16 protein-coding genes and 2 pseudogenes are annotated in these 17459 nt (G+C 53.6%); 9 read left to right on the top strand and 9 right to left on the bottom strand.

Features of this window, described 5'->3' with window-relative positions:
• Positions 1–418: 418 nt before the first annotated feature.
• The 4 genes from ACXI0A_RS12855 to pabB all read right to left on the bottom strand — a co-directional run bounded on the left by ACXI0A_RS12855 (position 419) and on the right by pabB (position 5685).
• Positions 419–1981 carry an EAL domain-containing protein gene (locus ACXI0A_RS12855; RefSeq protein ID WP_476148475.1) on the bottom strand — a complete coding sequence of 521 codons (1563 nt, stop codon included), beginning with the start codon at positions 1979–1981 and terminating at the stop codon, positions 419–421.
• Positions 1982–2200: 219 nt separating this feature from the next.
• Positions 2201–3565 (bottom strand): L-serine ammonia-lyase, encoded by a 1365-nt coding sequence (locus tag ACXI0A_RS12850; RefSeq protein WP_476148477.1) that lies wholly within the window; start codon positions 3563–3565, stop codon positions 2201–2203.
• 191 nt (positions 3566–3756) lie between these two features.
• Positions 3757–4326, bottom strand: coding sequence for a CoA pyrophosphatase (locus ACXI0A_RS12845; RefSeq protein ID WP_476148479.1), 570 nt, complete (start codon positions 4324–4326; stop codon positions 3757–3759).
• Complete coding sequence (gene pabB, locus ACXI0A_RS12840; RefSeq protein ID WP_476148481.1) at positions 4327–5685, bottom strand: aminodeoxychorismate synthase component 1; 1359 nt, start codon at positions 5683–5685, stop codon at positions 4327–4329. It abuts the gene before it with no gap.
• A gap of 110 nt (positions 5686–5795) precedes the next feature.
• Between pabB and ACXI0A_RS12835 the strand changes: the two genes are divergently transcribed.
• On the top strand, positions 5796–5987 hold the full coding sequence (locus tag ACXI0A_RS12835) for a YoaH family protein (RefSeq protein WP_224931791.1): 192 nt from the start codon (positions 5796–5798) through the stop codon (positions 5985–5987).
• A gap of 12 nt (positions 5988–5999) precedes the next feature.
• Here the strand turns inward: ACXI0A_RS12835 and ACXI0A_RS12830 are convergent, their stop codons facing one another.
• Positions 6000–6344 (bottom strand): RidA family protein, encoded by a 345-nt coding sequence (locus ACXI0A_RS12830; RefSeq protein WP_224931793.1) that lies wholly within the window; start codon positions 6342–6344, stop codon positions 6000–6002.
• 123 nt (positions 6345–6467) lie between these two features.
• On the opposite strand from ACXI0A_RS12830, the pseudogene ACXI0A_RS12825 reads away from it, so the two are divergent.
• From ACXI0A_RS12825 to rnd, 5 genes and pseudogenes are all read left to right on the top strand, one after another.
• A pseudogene (locus ACXI0A_RS12825) lies at positions 6468–8377 on the top strand (ATP-dependent DNA helicase).
• Between the two features lie 52 nt (positions 8378–8429).
• Positions 8430–9128 (top strand): tRNA (adenosine(37)-N6)-threonylcarbamoyltransferase complex dimerization subunit type 1 TsaB, encoded by a 699-nt coding sequence (gene tsaB / locus ACXI0A_RS12820; protein WP_476148484.1) that lies wholly within the window; start codon positions 8430–8432, stop codon positions 9126–9128.
• 59 nt (positions 9129–9187) lie between these two features.
• Complete coding sequence (locus ACXI0A_RS12815) at positions 9188–9784, top strand: Slp family lipoprotein (RefSeq protein ID WP_224931799.1); 597 nt, start codon at positions 9188–9190, stop codon at positions 9782–9784.
• Between the two features lie 207 nt (positions 9785–9991).
• Positions 9992–11668: a long-chain-fatty-acid--CoA ligase FadD gene (gene fadD / locus ACXI0A_RS12810; RefSeq protein WP_476148486.1), complete on the top strand. Its 1677-nt coding sequence runs from the start codon at positions 9992–9994 to the stop codon at positions 11666–11668.
• Positions 11669–11766: 98 nt separating this feature from the next.
• The gene (gene rnd, locus ACXI0A_RS12805; RefSeq protein ID WP_476148488.1) at positions 11767–12888 is read left to right on the top strand and encodes a ribonuclease D; all 1122 of its coding nucleotides are present in this window, start codon (positions 11767–11769) and stop codon (positions 12886–12888) included.
• Between the two features lie 54 nt (positions 12889–12942).
• Here the strand turns inward: rnd and minE are convergent, their stop codons facing one another.
• From minE to minC, 3 genes are read right to left on the bottom strand one after another with little or no spacing between them, the layout of a single operon-like run.
• On the bottom strand, positions 12943–13212 hold the full coding sequence (gene minE, locus ACXI0A_RS12800) for a cell division topological specificity factor MinE (protein ID WP_100700693.1): 270 nt from the start codon (positions 13210–13212) through the stop codon (positions 12943–12945).
• 3 nt (positions 13213–13215) lie between these two features.
• Positions 13216–14028: a septum site-determining protein MinD gene (minD, locus tag ACXI0A_RS12795; RefSeq protein WP_084934493.1), complete on the bottom strand. Its 813-nt coding sequence runs from the start codon at positions 14026–14028 to the stop codon at positions 13216–13218.
• A 33-nt stretch (positions 14029–14061) separates the two neighbouring features.
• Positions 14062–14772: a septum site-determining protein MinC gene (gene minC, locus ACXI0A_RS12790; RefSeq protein WP_476148491.1), complete on the bottom strand. Its 711-nt coding sequence runs from the start codon at positions 14770–14772 to the stop codon at positions 14062–14064.
• Positions 14773–14925: 153 nt separating this feature from the next.
• Here minC and ACXI0A_RS12785 point away from each other — a divergent pair, with 153 nt between their 5' ends.
• The 3 genes and pseudogenes from ACXI0A_RS12785 to ACXI0A_RS12775 all read left to right on the top strand — a co-directional run bounded on the left by ACXI0A_RS12785 (position 14926) and on the right by ACXI0A_RS12775 (position 16638).
• The gene (locus tag ACXI0A_RS12785; RefSeq protein ID WP_058959843.1) at positions 14926–15201 is read left to right on the top strand and encodes a YcgL domain-containing protein; all 276 of its coding nucleotides are present in this window, start codon (positions 14926–14928) and stop codon (positions 15199–15201) included.
• Positions 15202–15467: 266 nt separating this feature from the next.
• A pseudogene (locus ACXI0A_RS12780) lies at positions 15468–16126 on the top strand (fumarylacetoacetate hydrolase family protein).
• Positions 16127–16191: 65 nt separating this feature from the next.
• The gene (locus tag ACXI0A_RS12775) at positions 16192–16638 is read left to right on the top strand and encodes a YcgN family cysteine cluster protein (RefSeq protein ID WP_224931806.1); all 447 of its coding nucleotides are present in this window, start codon (positions 16192–16194) and stop codon (positions 16636–16638) included.
• Between the two features lie 39 nt (positions 16639–16677).
• On the opposite strand, the gene dsbB is transcribed toward ACXI0A_RS12775, so the two are convergent.
• Positions 16678–17211: a disulfide bond formation protein DsbB gene (gene dsbB, locus ACXI0A_RS12770; protein WP_476148493.1), complete on the bottom strand. Its 534-nt coding sequence runs from the start codon at positions 17209–17211 to the stop codon at positions 16678–16680.
• Between the last annotated feature and the right edge of the window lie 248 nt (positions 17212–17459).

Below are 17459 nucleotides of genomic sequence, written 5' to 3'. Positions count from 1 at the left end.
TGACACTTTTTCTCAGTTTTCTGAGGAGAATGTGATGAGTCAGTACGTTAAACGCACCCAGCGTGATTATCCTCTATCTGACCCGTCCTAAATAGCGTTGACACATTTTACTCACTCACCGGGGAAAATGTGATTAACCAGTATCTGTTTCGCCCTGAATGGCGTTGAAACCTTTCACACTCACAATGAGGAATAGGCAATGAACCAGTATGCTAAACGCTCAACGCGACTGACCCATTCCCGGTACAGCATTATGCAAACCGCAAAACCGCCACATGAAGCCGGTAAAGGGGGATGAGGAGTAAAGCGTACGCCACAGGGATGCGGCGTCCGAGGCTACAGGGATGTATTCACGCCGTCTTTACGGAACATCCCCCTTTACCGGCTGGAACGCACCACCAGACACAGCAACGCACCATCAGGCCCTCAAATGCGCCTGATGCTGTTCCAGCCACACAGGAAAATCTTCGATTGGCATCGGACGGGCGTAATAATAGCCCTGTAAATGATCCACGCCGCGCTCACGCAGATAGTGCGCTTGCTCGGCGGTTTCCACACCCTCGGCCACCAACGCAATGTTCAAACGCTGCGCCAGCGAAATCACCATATCTGTCACCGTGGCATTAATCGCGTCGGTACCAATGGCCGCAGTGAAAATCTTGTCAATTTTCAGCACATCGGGCTTAAGGTCTTTCAGATAAGCCAGTGAACTGTGTCCGGTACCGAAATCATCAATGGCCAGACGCACGCCAATCTCATGCAACTGCGACACCACAGATTGATCAATCACCGGCAACGCATCGCGCTCGGTCAACTCGACCACCAACTTCGGCAGTGGGTTTGCCGGCCACCAGATGTTTTGCAGATCCTCGACAATTGCCCGGTCGCGGAAATGACTGGCAGCAACGTTAATCGCAATATGGAAAGAGGAGCATTGCGGCAGATTGGGCAACTCATCCACCACTTTCGCTAACACAAAGCGCGTCAGTGGCGCTATCAGATTCTGGCGCTCGGCTAACGGGATAAACACATCCGGCGCAACCCATCCCTGACGCGCATTGTGCCAGCGCAACAGCAGCTCGATGCCATCGCACTCGCCGCTTTTGGCATTGATCAACGGCTGGCAATACACCATAAATTCATTCGCAGTAATGCCATAACTGATTTGCCAGCTGAGGCTCATGCGGTTCGCTGTGGCTAACCAAACGATATAACCCATCAGCAAACTCAGCAGCACCGCCAGCGGTAACTGGGAAGGAAGCGTGTGCAGCGCCAGACGCGCCGGAGAAGGGCCATACAAGGTAATACTGTACGGATAACGCAGTGAAGACTGGTCGAAAGCCACTTCATCTTCCGATGGCTCTGTCTCTTCAATCAACGGATTGCCGTATTCCAGACTCTGTCCGCCGACATTAAAAATAGCCCGTTCAACCCAGGGTAACTGCGGCTCCAGCAAATAGTTGGTCATCAACTCGACATTGATAACCTGGAGCAGACCATCGCGATTATCCAGTGATTTGGGCGTCCACAGCAGTAATACAGGTGAGCCCTTCAGCAGATAATTATCCGTGGTCAGAATCATACGTTGATTGTTAATCGCCAGCTCCGGATAGGTCTGGCTAAACGAAATGTTGCGCGGACCGTAAATACTGGAGCAGTAAATACTGTCGTCCTGCACCAGCAGGATGGTGCGCACGGTCTGTAATGACGAAATCTTTTCGATCAACGGATAGCGCACCTGCGCGCAAGGTACACCGACCAGCCCCAGCGTGTTGTTGGCGGAGACATCCAGCGGAGAGAACATACGGTCAAAGCGCTCAATGGCGCGGCTGGCAAAATTCAGGGACTGCTGCTCAATACGTGATTTCTCTTCGATATAACGAAAAGTCAGCGTGAGAATAAGAACCAGCGCGGCGATCACCAACGCGATAAGCAAACGCTTACGGCGAAATTGACCGACAAATTGCTGGGGAATGAGCATCAGTAACCACCTTGGAAAACAAAAATTGAAGCCAAATTAACGTGTAGGTTATCGGCATAGAGGCGGCCAGGTTTAGCGCAGCGCAGAGAAAAAAAGCGGCACTAAAAAACAGCGCGGCCACTAAGGACCGCGCGCAAATTAATGTATCTGGTTTACTCACAAGGAGGTAGCGAGAGATGCAGAAAAATATCTAATTGATTATTTTTTCAGCATACCTGGTTAGTCACATTGAACTTTGATCGCCAGACCACCGCGTGAAGTTTCACGATATTTGGCATTCATGTCTTTACCGGTTTCGTACATGGTTTCGATCACCTTATCCAGCGAGACTCGAGGCTCACTGGTACGGCGCAGCGCCATGCGCGCGGCATTGATGGCTTTCACTGAGGCGATGGCATTACGCTCGATGCACGGCACCTGCACCTGACCTGCCACCGGGTCACAGGTTAATCCCAGGTTATGTTCCATGCCAATTTCAGCGGCAACGCACACCTGCTCCGGGCTGGCGCCGAGCAATTCCGCCAGACCTGCAGCGGCCATCGAACAGGCTACGCCAACTTCACCCTGGCATCCCACTTCAGCGCCGGAAATAGAAGCATTCATTTTATACAGAATGCCGATAGCGCCTGAAGCGAGGAAATAACGAATGAAAATGTCCGGCGTCACGGTCTCAATAAAGTGATCGTAATAGGCCAGCACGGCAGGCACGATACCGCAGGCGCCATTGGTTGGCGCAGTGACCACACGTCCACCGGCGGCATTTTCTTCATTCACCGCTAAGGCAAACATGTTGATCCAATCAATCACGTTCATCGGGTCATTGGAGTGCTTGGAAGAAGAAACCAGCAAACGACGCAGTGAGGCAGCACGACGCGGCACGCGCAGAGGTCCAGGCAATACGCCTTCGGTATTTAAACCGCGATCGATACAGGCCTGCATGGTTTGCCACACGTTGCCGAAATAGGCATAAATGTCGTCACGGCTGTGCAACGCCAGTTCATTCTTCATCACCAAACCGGAAAGCGACAACCCGCTTTGATGGCAGTGGCTCAACAACTCTTTGGCAGAGTTAAACGCGTATGGCACCGATACTTCATCCAGCACGGATTGACCAAAATGCTCTTCATCAACGATAAATCCGCCGCCGATGGAGTAGTAAGTTTTGGACAGGATCAACAGATCGCCAGCGAAGGCAAAGACCGTCATGCCGTTCTCATGCAACGATAGGTTTTCACTGCGGAACACCATGCCGCCTTCGCGTGGGAAGTCGACTTCAGGTGCACCGTTCGCCAGCAGCAGGCGCTCGCGCTGTTCTACGTCTTTAATAAAGGCGGGGATGCTATCGATATCCACGGTGGCGGGCTCAAAGCCGGCCAGCCCCATAATGATGGCGATATCGGTATGGTGACCTTTGCCCGTGAGCGACAGCGAGCCATAAACGTCGACGGCAACGCGCGTCACGTCTTGCAGCTTGCCCTGTTCGGCCAGCAGATCAACAAACTGCTTGCCCGCTTTCATCGGACCTACGGTATGTGAACTGGATGGGCCAATGCCCACTTTGAACATGTCAAAAACACTAATCACCGGTGACACTCCTCACAAATCTTATTCTGCACGGCTGAGGCCGTTTATGCGGCTAATAGTAATCGTCCGCGTGACTCAGCGAGCAGCTTTTCGCATGAAATAAACTAATTATAAGCCACAGAAATAGTTATCCCATTCTGCTGGTGTGAAGTGGATCGAGTTTATGGCCGAAGTATCAAGCAGTGCGGAACTCAGGGAAGGGCGATTTGTTGACTCAATGCGCGAATAATTCCGGCGGTCATGCCCCAGATAAAATAATCCTCATACCATGACAACCACACCTGATGCTGACGATGACCGCGGCGCAAGGTGAGTCCACTGTAGCGACTGAGGCGCAGTGCTTCAGCCAGCGGCATTGAAAAGGTGCTTTCCACTTCATCAGGATTAATATTGAGGGACAGACCTGCGGGAATGATACCGACCACCGGTGTGACGGCAAAACCGGTGCTGCTGGTCACGGGCGGTAAGACACCCACAACGTTGACCTGCGCAGGTTGAATGCCGACTTCTTCTTCGGCCTCACGCAGTGCGGTGTGAATGAGCGAATCATCCGTTGCATCTTGCATGCCGCCGGGGAACGCCACCTGGCCCGCATGCTTACGCAAATGTGACGAGCGACGCGTCAGCAGCAAACCCGGTTCAGCACCTGCAATCACCGGCACCAGTACGGCCGCTCGCCGGCCGCTGATGACGCTTTTGGGTCCACTCAGCGGCGGCTGCATCACAAAGCGGTTCAGGAACTGATCGAGCGTCAGGTTCATTTAAACCTCGTTGCTCAGACTGGGTAAAATACGATTGACCTTGTGGAAGGTCTCCTGATATTCCAGCTCAACATCGCTATCCGCCACCAGACCGCCTCCCGCCGCACAATAGAGATGTTGATTTTCAGCGATTAACGTACGGATGGTGATGCTGGTATCCATGCGACCGCACAGGCTGATGTAACCAATACTGCCGCACCAGGCATTTCGCCGTTGCGGTTCCAGTTCCTCAATGATTTCCATAGCGCGAATTTTTGGTGCGCCGGTGATCGAGCCACCGGGGAAACAGGCGCGCAGCAGATCGGTCGCGGTGAGGTGTTGAGGTAATCGGGCTCGCACGGTGCTCACCAGATGATGCACCGCCGGGAAAGGTTCCACTACAAACAGCTCAGGAACGCTGACGCTGCCGGGTTCAGCCACGCGACCGATGTCATTACGCAGCAAATCGACAATCATCAGGTTCTCAGCGCGATCTTTTTCCGCATGGGCCAGTTTCTCTGCCTGCAAGCGATCGGCTTCTGGATCGGCTAAGCGTGGCAGGGTGCCTTTAATCGGACGGGTTTCAATCTCTTTTTGCTGAAGCGAGAGAAAGCGTTCCGGTGAAAGACTGAGAATGACGCTTTTAGGTAAGCGGATAAACGCACTGAAGGGCGCGCGGTTGTCGCGGTTGAGTCGTAAAAAGGCCAGCCATTCGTCGCCGTGATAACTAGCCTTAAAGCGTTGTGCCAGATTCACCTGATAGCAGTCACCGGCCTGAATGTAGCGCTGAACCTGATCAAAACGCGCGGCGTACTCTTCAAAACTGAGATTTGATTGCCAGTCGCTGGTCAGCGCAAAACCTTGAGGCTGCGGAATCGCCTGTGCCTGGAGCCACTGCCAGCGTAGCCCGGCATCAGTGAGCGAGATTAAGGTGAGTTTTTGCTGATGATGATCCGCGATCAAAGCCCAATCGTAGATGCCCACGGTCATATCCGGCGTGGCGAGATCCTGATCGGCGCGTTGCGGCAGGGTTTCAAAGCGCCGCCCGAGATCGTAGCCAAACAAACCCAGCGCACCGCCCTGAAAAGGCAGGTCGGCGTTAAACGCGGGTGAGCAGCCAAGTATTTCGCACTGCTGCTGCACCAGACGCAGCGGGTCGTCAGCGGAGAGGATCACCTTGCCGTCGCAGTCGATTTCTGTCATCTCACCGCGCGTGGTGAGCGTGGTACGCGGATCGGCCGTTAAAATGTCAAAGCGATTATCGGCGTGATCAGCATGGCCAGAGGTGAGCAGCATCGCCCAGGGACGATGAGCAAGCGCAGAAAAGCGGTGCAACAGCGCATCCGGCGTATACTTCAAATTAAGGGTTTTTACGATCATCGGGCTAATTAATCCAACAAGCAGGCGCGTAGCCTGGCATATTTTTTTGTCGCTGGCACCTGTTTGTTCCGCGTGGAATAATGCGTCCCCTTTTGCATCAGGAGCAAATAATGTTTACAGGTCTTCCAGCTTTATCTCATGAACAGCAACAGCAAGCTGTGGAACGTATCCAGGAATTGATGGCGGGTGGCATGGCGAGTGGTCAGGCGATTGCGCAGGTGGCACAAGAGATCCGTCAGAACTACAAGGGTGAAAGGATCCGGGCGATGTTCGAAGACGACGAAGACGAAGAAAACGAATAACGCCCGAAAGGGTTACAGCGCAGCGATGATTTTGATTTCTACTTTGTATTTGGGGTTCATCAGGCCCGCTTGCACGGTGCAACGTACCGGCGCGTTATCAGGTGATACCCATGCATCCCATGCACGATTCATGGCCGGAAAATCGGCTTTATCGACCAGAAAAATCGTGGCATCGAGGATCTTACTTTTGTCTGATCCAACACGAGTCAAAATCGCGTCAATCACTGCCAGCGCGTCAGCGGTTTGCGCTTCGGCATCGGCATCCAGATTTTCTGGCACGCTGGTGTAATAGACGGTCTGGTTATGCACTACGGCTTCTGACATGCGGGGTGCGGGATCAATACGCGTAATGGTCATGGTGTTCTCCTGTAATTTCGCTGCGCTAGCCTGCCATATCCTGTAGGCCGCTGTCATCTGTTGTGGTCGCCTCAGGGGAATCCTGACATAATTACAGTGTTTTTGACCAATCGGTGAGGATGTGTGGCAGACGATTTTGCAGCTGATGGCGCGCTGGCGCAGGCTATTCCAGGTTTCAAACCGCGTGCCGCGCAGCGTGAAATGGCGCAGGCAGTCATGGAAGCGGTGAAGAAGAGCGGTGAGCTGGTGGTTGAAGCCGGCACCGGTACCGGTAAAACCTATGCCTATCTGGCACCCGCACTGCGGGCGAAAAAAAGGTCATCATCTCAACCGGATCTAAAGCTTTGCAGGATCAGCTTTATAACCGCGATTTGCCCACCATTGCCCGTGCCCTGAAGTTCAGCGGTAAAACCGCTCTGCTGAAGGGGCGTTCCAACTATTTATGCCTCGAACGTCTGGAGCAGCAAAATCAAACCGGTGGCGATCTCACTGTGCAGGCCCTCGGGGATTTGATCAACGTGCGCAGCTGGTCGAATCAAACGTCGGATGGCGACGTCAGCAGCTGTTCCGGCGTGGCCGAAGACAGTCCGATCTGGCCGTTTGTCACCAGCACCAACGATAACTGCCTCGGCAGCGACTGCCCGCTCTACAAAGATTGCTTTGTGGTGAAGGCGCGTAAAAAAGCCATGGATGCTGATGTGGTGGTGGTGAACCATCATCTGTTCCTTGCCGATCTGGTGGTTAAAGAGGGCGGCTTTGGTGAGCTGATCCCAGAGGCCGATGTGATGATCTTCGATGAAGCGCATCAGCTACCCGATATCGCCAGCCAGTACTTTGGTCAGCAGCTTTCGAGCCGCCAACTGCAGGACCTCGCCAAAGACATCATTATTGCTTATCGCACTGAGGTGCGTGACGTGCAGCAGTTGCAGAAGTCAGCCGATCGTCTGGCGCAATGCGCCCAGGATTTCCGTTTAACACTGGGCGAGCCTGGCTTTCGCGGCAACCTGCGCGACCTGCTGAGCGACAACAACATCATGCGTATGTTGACCCTGCTAGATGATGCGCTGGAACTTTGCTACGACGTGATTAAATTGTCGCTGGGGCGCTCGGCGCTGCTGGACGCGGCATTCGAGCGTGCCGCGCTGTATCGCACCCGGCTCAAACGTCTGCGTGCCATTGATGAACCGGGTTTCAGTTACTGGTATGAGTGCACCAGCCGCCACTTCACGCTGGCGTTAACGCCGCTGTCGGTGGCAGAACGTTTCCGTGAAGTGATGGACAACCGTAAAGCGGCGTGGGTTTTCACCTCGGCCACGCTGGCGGTGAATGAGCAGATGAGCCACTTCTCCAGCCGATTGGGCGTCGATAAAGCCACCACCATGATTCTCGACAGTCCCTTCGATTACACGCAACAGGCACTGTTGTGTGTGCCACGCAATATGCCGGAACCCAATCAACCCGGCGGTGCCCGTCAGCTGGCACGGATGATGAAACCGTTGATCGATGCCAATAAAGGACGCTGCTTCTTCCTCTGTACGTCGCATAAGATGATGCGCGAACTGGCCGCCGAATTTCGTGCCTCCATGACCTTACCGGTGTTATTGCAGGGTGAAACCAGTAAAGGGCAGCTGCTGAAGCAGTTCCTTGAAGCCGGTAATGCCTTGCTGGTGGCGACCAGCAGCTTCTGGGAAGGGGTTGATGTACGTGGTGATGCGCTGTCACTGGTGATTATCGATAAGCTGCCGTTTACCTCACCGGAAGACCCGTTGCTCAAAGCGCGCATGGAAGATTGCCGCCTGCGCGGCGGCGATCCTTTTAATGATGTGCAACTGCCGGATGCGGTGATTACCCTGAAGCAGGGCGTCGGCCGATTGATCCGAGACACGGACGACCGTGGCGTGCTGGTGATTTGCGATCAGCGCCTGGTGTCGCGTCCCTATGGCGGCTTGTTCCTCAATAGCCTGCCACCCACGCCGCGCACCCGCGATCTACAGCGCGCCATCGCCTTCGTCCGTCAGCCTGAGAAGCACTAATTTGTGCCAGGCTGTGTTAAGATGCGCGCCATTTTGACTTTCAGAGGTTGTTATGTCCGCCCGAATTTTAGCTCTGGACACGGCGACAGAAGCCTGTTCTGCCGCGCTGCTCAACGATCAGCAGATCGATGCCCGCTTTGAAATCGCCCCGCGCGATCACACCCAACGCATCTTACCGCTGATCCAGGAGCTGTTGCAGGCGCAGCAGCTGGATCTGACTGCGCTTGACGTGCTGGCGTTCGGCCGTGGACCGGGCAGTTTCACTGGCGTGCGCATTGGCATTGGCATTGCGCAAGGGCTGGCGCTGGGCGCGAACTTGCCGATGATCGGCGTATCTTCCCTTGCCACCATGGCTCAGGGCGCATGGCGCTTAACCGGTGCTGAACGCGTGCTGGCCGCCATTGACGCGCGTATGGGCGAAGTTTACTGGGCTGAGTACCAGCGTGATGCTAACGGTGAATGGCAAGGTGCAGATTCGGAAGCCGTATTAAAGCCTGAAGACGCACAGGCGCGTATCGCCCAGCTAAGCGGCGAGTGGGCAACGGTCGGCACCGGCTGGGCGGCTTATCCACATCTGTTAAGCTCGACCGGCGCAACCTTAGTGACTACCGAAGTGATCTTGCCGGCAGCAGAGGACATGCTGCCACTGGCACTGAGTGCCTGGCAGCGCGATGAGTCAGTGGCGGTGGAAAATGCCGAGCCGGTTTACCTGCGTAATGAAGTGGCATGGAAAAAGTTGCCAGGCCGATAAGCGCCACGCAACTATTCCGTAAGCGCCCAGTCTAACTGAGAAATAACAGGAGAAGTGCTATGCCAATAAGTCGTAAAGGGATGTCTGGCGCTCTGTTAGCCTGCGCGTTGTTGCTCAGCGGCTGCGTTTCGGTGCCAGATTCCATTAAAGGGAGTTCTCAACTTCCACAGCAAGATTTATTACGTGTGATGAATGCGCCGCAGTTGTATGTCGGCCAGGAGTCGCGCTTCGGCGGTAAAGTGGTGAAGGTCACGAATTTGACCGGTATCACGCGTGTGGAGATTGCCACCCAACCGCTGGATGACAGTGCGCGACCGCGTTTAGGCTCTGCCTCTGTAGGCCGGATCTTTGCCGATATTCGCGGATTTGTTGATCCAGTGGATCTGAACAACCAATACATCACGGTGCTCGGCAATATTAAAGGCACCGAAAAGGGTGAGATTGGGAAAGCCAGTTACAACTTCGTGGTGGTGGATGTGCGCGGCTATCAGCGCTGGCACCTGACACAGCAGGTGATGACTCCACCGCAGCCTATCGATCCCTGGATCTGGTACGGACCGACGCGTCGTCATCCGGGTTATTGGGGACCCAATCCCTATTGGGGGATGAACATGAACACCGGCCCCGCGCAGGTGGAAACCATTCTGACCGAGTAATCCATCTTCATTATTTAACGGCCCGGTCGCGGTGCTCGCGACCGGGCTTTTTTATTGGATGCGCAACCGATGCGCGAAATTTAGTGATGCGCTTCGCAACCTGAAAATGCCGAAACAGGCAAACTGGTACAATCAGTTAAAATATTGTTAACAACACTGATTGCAGAGGCGGCGATGGCTACGCAACAAGAATATCGGGGTGATTCTTTGAATAAGGTTTGGCTTAAACGCTATCCGGCAGACGTTCCTGCGGAGATTAATGCGGACCGTTATACCTCTTTGGTCGAACTTTTCGAACACGCAGCATTGCAGTATGCCGATCAAACGGCGTTTATTAACATGGGCCAGCCGATGACTTACCGTCAGCTGGATAAGCAAAGTCGCGACTTTGCGGCCTGGCTGCAGCAAGGATTGGGCCTGAAGCAGGGCGACCGCGTAGCGCTGATGATGCCCAACCTGCTGCAATATCCAGTGGCGCTGTTTGGCGTGCTGCGTGCGGGGATGGTGGTGGTCAATGTTAACCCTCTCTACACGCCGCGTGAGCTCAAACATCAGCTAAATGACAGTGGCGCCAGCGCGATTGTGATTGTGTCCAACTTCGCTCACACGCTGGAAAAAGTGGTTGCGGAGACGCCGATCAAGCATGTGATGCTGACGCGTATGGGCGATCAACTTGCCCCGGTCAAAGCCACGCTGGTCAACTTCGTGGTGAAGTATGTTAAGAAGCTGGTGCCGAAATACCATCTGCCCGGTGCGGTGCCATTCCGCAGCGCGTTGCAGCAGGGCGCGCAGATGCGTTACCAGCGTCCGACGCTGACCAATAATGATCTGGCCTTCCTGCAATACACGGGCGGAACCACCGGCGTGGCCAAAGGCGCGATGCTGACCCACGGTAACATGCAGGCTAACCTGGAGCAGACCAAAGCTACCTACGGCAAACTGCTGCGGCCTGGCAAAGAGCAGGTGGTCACGGCACTGCCGCTGTACCATATCTTTGCGTTAACGGTAAACGGCCTGTTGTTCCTCGATCTCGGCGGCACCAACCTGCTGATCACCAATCCGCGTGACATTCCCGGCTTTGTTAAAGAGCTGAGCAAGTTCCCGTTCACAGCGATCACCGGCGTTAACACGCTGTTCAATGCTCTGCTGAATGACGAAAACTTCAATAAGCTCGATTTCTCTACGCTGCGTTTATCCGCGGGTGGCGGCATGGCTGTGCAAAAAGCCGTGGCCGAGCGTTGGGAAAAACTCACCGGGCATTATCTGCTCGAAGGTTACGGTTTGACCGAGTGTTCACCGCTGGTGTCGGTGAACCCTTATGACATCACCTGCCACACCGGCAGCATTGGTCTTCCTGTACCCTCAACGGATGTGCGCATCGTTGATGACGAAGATAACGATGTGGCGCCAGGTGAGCCTGGCGAACTCTGTATTCGTGGTCCGCAGGTGATGGTGGGTTACTGGCAACGACCGGATGCCACCGAAGAAGTGTTGAAAAATGGCTGGCTGCACACCGGTGATGTTGTTACCGTTGATGGCGAAGGTTTTATTCGCATCGTCGATCGCAAGAAAGACATGATTCTGGTGTCAGGCTTTAACGTGTATCCTAACGAAATCGAAGATGTGCTGATGCAGCATCCGAAAGTGCGCGAAGCCGCGGCAATCGGTGTTCCCAGCGACCTTTCAGGCGAAGCGGTGAAAGTGTGCATCGTTAAAAAGGATCCATCACTGACCAAAGAAGAAGTGCTGGATCATTGCCGCCGTCAGCTCACCGGCTACAAAGTGCCGAAGATTATCGAGTTTAGAGATGAGCTGCCGAAGACCAACGTCGGCAAAATTTTGCGCCGCGAATTGCGTGACGAGGCGAAGCGAGAAGGGCAGTAAGCTGCCACTCTCCCAAGGTTAACGCCGGCTCAGTCCGGCGTTTTTATTGCTTTTAACATGGAGCGCTGCGCGAAGTGTGCCGCAGCGAGAATGAATACGTGAATTACACTTTGATCGACCAAAACAGCCAGCTGGCTGCCGTGTGCGAACAAGCGCGCCAGCATGACGCCGTTGCGCTGGACACTGAATTCGTGCGCACCCGCACTTACTATCCGCAGTTGGGTCTGATCCAGCTGTTCGATGGTGAACAACTGGTTCTGATCGATCCGCTGAATATCAGCGACTGGGCGCCGTTTGTCGCGCTGTTGCAAGATACCCACGTCACCAAGTTCCTGCACGCCAGTGGCGAAGACCTCGAAGTGTTCCTGCATCGCTTTAAATGCTTACCCGATCCGATGGTGGATACGCAGGTTTTAGCCGCATTTGCAGGGCAACCGCTGTCGTGGGGCTTTGCCTCAATGGTGAACCACTTTAATCAGATTGAACTGGATAAAAGTGAATCCCGCACTGACTGGCTGGCGCGCCCACTCACTGAGCGCCAGTGCGTTTATGCCGCAGCAGATGTGGCTTACTTGCTGCCGATTGCGCATCAGTTAGTGGAGCAGACCGAAGCCGCGGGCAACATGGCTGCCGCGCTGAGTGAATGCGATAATCTGTGCCAGCGTCGTCTTGACGTTTTGCAGCCAGAGGATGCATGGCGTGACATCACCAACGCATGGCAGTTGCGTCCGCGCCAACTGGCTGCACTGCAGCGCCTCGCTGCGTGGCGTTTGAACATTGCCCGTCAGAAAGATATGGCGGTGAACTTTGTGGTGCGTGAAGAGAATTTGTGGAAAGTCGCGCGGTTTATGCCGGGTAGCTTAGGTGAATTGGATCATCTGGGTCTGAATGGTCACGAAATTCGCTTCCACGGGAAAGCGATGGTAGCGCTGGTAGCCGAAGCGCAGGCACAGGATGAATCCACCTTGCCACAGCCGCTGCCCAATCTGATTGACCATCCGCATTACAAACAGGCATTTAAAGCGATCAAAGCCCTGGTGTTACAGGTAAGCGAAGAGACGGGTTTCAGTCAGGAATTGCTGGCTTCACGTCGCCAGATTAATCAGGTACTGAGCGTTTACTGGGGCTTGAAAAGCGGATGCCGCACACCCGAATTGCTGACCGGCTGGCGTGGTGAATTGCTGCAAAAACGTATCGACGAGATCCTGCAGGCCTTATAAGCCGAAGGTTTTCCCCTGCGCACAACGCAGGGGAAAATCAGGAACCCGCTACTGTCATTTAGGCTCGTCTTCCGTCTCCGGCAGAGTGACGTTAAGCTCCAGGATGGAGATATCGTCCCCTTTCTGATCAAGCTGAACGGTCACCATATCCGGGTCAATCTTCACGTATTTACAGATCACTTCCAAAATATCGCGCTTCAGTTGTGGCAGATAGTGGGGCTCACTGTCGCCCCTTCTGCGTTCGGCTACGATAATCTGCAGCCTTTCCTTGGCTATGTTGGCTGTGTTCTTCTTACGGGATAAAAAGAAATCTAATAATGCCATTGGTTATCCCCCGAACAGGCGTTTCAGGAAACCCTTCTTCTCTTCTTCAATAAAGCGGAAGGGGCGTTCTTCGCCAAGCAGGCGATCTACGGTATCAGCGTAAGCTTTACCGGCGTCAGAGTTAGCGTCGAGAATGACCGGCTCACCCTGGTTCGAGGCACGAAGTACCGACTGATCTTCCGGGATCACACCCACCAGTGGAATGCGCAGGATTTCCAGCACGTCTTCCATGCTCAACATGTCACCACGCGTCACGCGGCCTGGGTTGTAACGGGTCAGCAGCAGATGCTCTTTCACCGGATCCTGGCTGTTTTCAGCACGACGCGATTTAGAAGAAATGATGCCGAGGATACGGTCGGAGTCACGCACGGAAGAGACTTCCGGGTTGGTGGTGATAATCGCTTCATCCGCGAAGTACAGCGCCATCAGTGCACCGGTTTCGATACCCGCTGGCGAATCACAGACGATGAAGTCAAATTCCATCGTAGCCAGGTCGTTTAATACTTTTTCTACGCCTTCGCGGGTCAGCGCATCTTTATCGCGTGTTTGTGAAGCAGGCAGAATATAGAGTTGCTCCGTGCGCTTGTCACGAATCAGTGCCTGGTTCAGTGTTGCATCGCCCTGGATGACGTTGACGAAGTCATAAACCACACGGCGTTCACAGCCCATGATCAGGTCGAGGTTACGCAGACCGATATCAAAATCGATGACGACAGTTTTTTTGCCTTTCTGCGCTAAACCGGTTGCGATGGCCGCGCTTGACGTGGTCTTGCCAACGCCCCCTTTACCCGATGTAACTACAATGATGCGTGCCATAAATGTTGATTTCCTTAACGAAAGAAAAGGGGCCTAATAAAGTGTCTGAATGGTGAGCGCGCTGTCTTTAAGACACAGACGCGCAGCTTTACCAAAGAATTCCGCCGGAATCTGATCAATCATCCAATACTCCCCGGCAATAGAGACCAACTCGGCTGCGAGGTTGGTGCAGAAAATCTGGCTGTCGCGTTCACCGCTGGCACCGGCCAGCGCACGACCGCGCATCATGCCGTAAATATGAATATTGCCGTCTGCCACCAGTTCGGCACCGGCGCTGACGCTGTTGGTGACGATAAGGTCGGCATTACGCGCGTAAATCTGTTGGCCTGAGCGCACTGGCGTATTGATGATGCGGGTTTTACTGGTGGTTTCAGCGGCCGGCGCCACAATGGGCGGGGCTTCTTCTACCACTGGCGCTTCCGCACGCTTGCGATTCTCTTTGCCTTCTGACAGCACCGGCAAGCCTGCACGGGCAATCATCTTTTTCAGGGCTTCATCTTTACAACCGCTGACACCAACAATGCGTAAACCGGTGGCGATGACCGCCTGCTGCATCTGCTTCCAGTTGATGTCACCGTTCAGCGCTGACACGTTGAGCACCACCGGTGCATTCTGCAGAAACGCAGGTGCCTGGTCGATTTTGTCCTGCAGCGCCTGACGAATCACCTCGGGTTGCGAATGGTGCAGATGAACCACTGACAGGGTAAAACTGCTTCCCTTGAATTCGATTGGCGTTTGCGACATCTGTCCTGACTCAGTCCTGTTTTACGACCCTAAGATGTACGTCGATAAAATCATCATTAACATCAAACGGTCAATATTCGAAGTTCTGCAAGCATGTTATAGTTACTGCTATATTCAGGCAAGTGACGCCACAGGTTAATTCGAGTAAAAAATATGTTTTGTGTGATCTACAGAAGCCCGCAACGTGAACAAACTTATCTTTATGTTGAAAAAAAAGACGATTTTTCACGTGTTCCTGAAGAACTGCTGCGCGGCTTTGGTAAACCCCAGCTGGCGATGGTGCTATCACTGGACAAACGCGACAAACTGGCTAATGCAGATATCAATAAAGTTAAGCAAGGTTTGAGCGATCAAGGCTATTATTTACAGATCCCACCACCGGTTGAAAGTCTGCTCAACATTCACCTTGATCAGAGTAAAAAAGTTTAATTCGGATTCCTCTGTAAATATGCCCTGTAAATATCCTCAGTGTTATTTGCATTAATTATTCGCCCGCTTTAAGCATTATTGCGGGCAATAATTTCAGGCGGTGATCCTGTTTGTTGAGCATGATTAACGACTTTTGACAATTTCCGCCACGTCTGCCGCCATAAAACCGCTAATATAATCCTCCTCAGCTTGCCGCGTTCCGGCACTGAACCTGACCTATCCGCCAGTCAGACTGGCATCAAACACAACTAATGCAGGGGAACAGCATGTATCAGCATCGTAACTGGCAGGGCGCTTTGTTGGATTATCCCGTCAGCAAAGTGGTTTGCGTGGGCAGCAACTATGCGAAGCACATCAAGGAAATGGGCAGTGCCACGCCGACAGAGCCGGTGGTGTTTATCAAACCGGAAACGGCGGTATGCGATCTGCGTCAGCCGCTCTCGATTCCAGCCAACTTCGGCGAAGTGCATCACGAAGTGGAACTGGCGGTGCTGATTGGCTCAACGCTGAAACAGGCAACGGAAGAGCATGTGGTCAAAGCGATTGCCGGATATGGTGTGGCATTGGATCTGACGCTGCGCGACGTGCAGGCGGGCTTAAAAAAAGCCGGCCAGCCGTGGGAAAAATCCAAAGGGTTCGATAATTCTTGCCCGCTGTCAGGCTTCATCCCGGTTTCTGAATTCAGCGGTGACCCGCAAGATACCGAACTGAAGCTGGTAGTGAATGGCGAAGTGCGCCAGCATGGCAGTACAGCGGATATGATTCACAAAATCCTGCCGCTGATTGCTTACATGAGCCAGTACTTTACGCTGCGGGCGGGCGACGTGATCCTGACGGGCACCCCGGAAGGCGTGGGCCCAATGCGTTCTGGCGACAAGCTTGAAATTCGCTGGCCGGTCACGGTATTACCACCCGCGTACTGTAAAACTTGCATCACCGCACCTAACCCTTTATAAGGTGCGGTCTTATTGCACAACCCGGACCGCGATCATGACTGAACAACCTTTCTGGCAGACAAAACGCCTTGACCAAATGGACGATGCAGAGTGGGAATCACTGTGCGACGGCTGCGGCCAGTGCTGCCTGAACAAGTTGCAGGATGCGGATACCGATGAAATCTATTTCACTAATGTGGCCTGCAATCAGCTGAATATCAAAACCTGCCAGTGCCGTAACTATGAGCGCCGGTTTGAGTATGAAGAGGACTGCATCAAGCTCACACGTGAAAACCTCACCACCTTTAACTGGTTGCCGCGCACCTGCGCTTATCGTTTGTTAGGCGAAGGCGGGACATTGCCTGCATGGCATCCACTGGTGGCCGGTTCGAAAAAGGCGATGCATGCGCAGCGTATCTCGGTGCGTTTTATTGCGGTGCGGGAAAGTGAAGTGCGCGACTGGGAAGATCACATTATCGATCGACCCGATCGAAACGGGTGAAGTGAAAACAGGCAGCGAGAGCTGCCTGTTTTGTTTTGATTAACGGCTGAATAAATCGCGGCGTTTTGGCTTAAACGGCTGGGCAATCAGCACCAGCGCGCCGACCAGCAGATACGCGGCAAAGATCACGATCATCCACTGCGGCATACTCCAGGTCAGGAATGTCCAGCTGCGCTCGGCACAATCGCCACTGGCAACAAACACCGATGGCAGCCATTTATCCAGCGGCAGCCAGGTGGGGAAACGCGCAGCAAAGTCACAGGTGACAAACGGATTCGGATGCAGCTGAATATTCGTATGTTCAATCGAAAGCATCAAGCCCTTATAAGCGCTGTACAGCCAAATCAGGATTGCGGCCCAACGAATGGGCAGGGATTTTGGGGCGAAGGCGCCAACGATGCCTGCGCCCATGACGCCAAACAGCGCACAGCGTTCGTAGATGCACATCACACAGGGTTTCAGTCCCATGACGTGTTGGAAGAAGAGTGCAGCCAGTTCAAAAGCCAGTGCTGTCAGAGCCAGTAATAACCATGCTCCCCGTCCTCGTGAGCATTGATTCAAATATCGCAACATATTGCTTATCCTGTAACCATTAATGCTTCGCAGTGTAAACCAAAAGCGTAACCGTGCCAGCCAGGTAACGGGAAAAAATCATGTACAAAAATGACTTAAGTCTGATCCAGGCCATAAAAATCGCATTTACTGATCAAGCGGATGTTACGAAAGGTCAGTAGTACGCAAACGAGTGCGTTGATGTGTGACTGTTCAAAAACACCGCTGAATTTTGCGCCAGCGCGCGCTTTTAATCGGTTGTCAGTCTA

It is taken from the genome of Pantoea sp. C1E2 (assembly GCF_056491465.1).
Note: the sequence above shows the minus strand (reverse complement) of the source record. Positions and strands in the feature narration are given on the sequence as shown.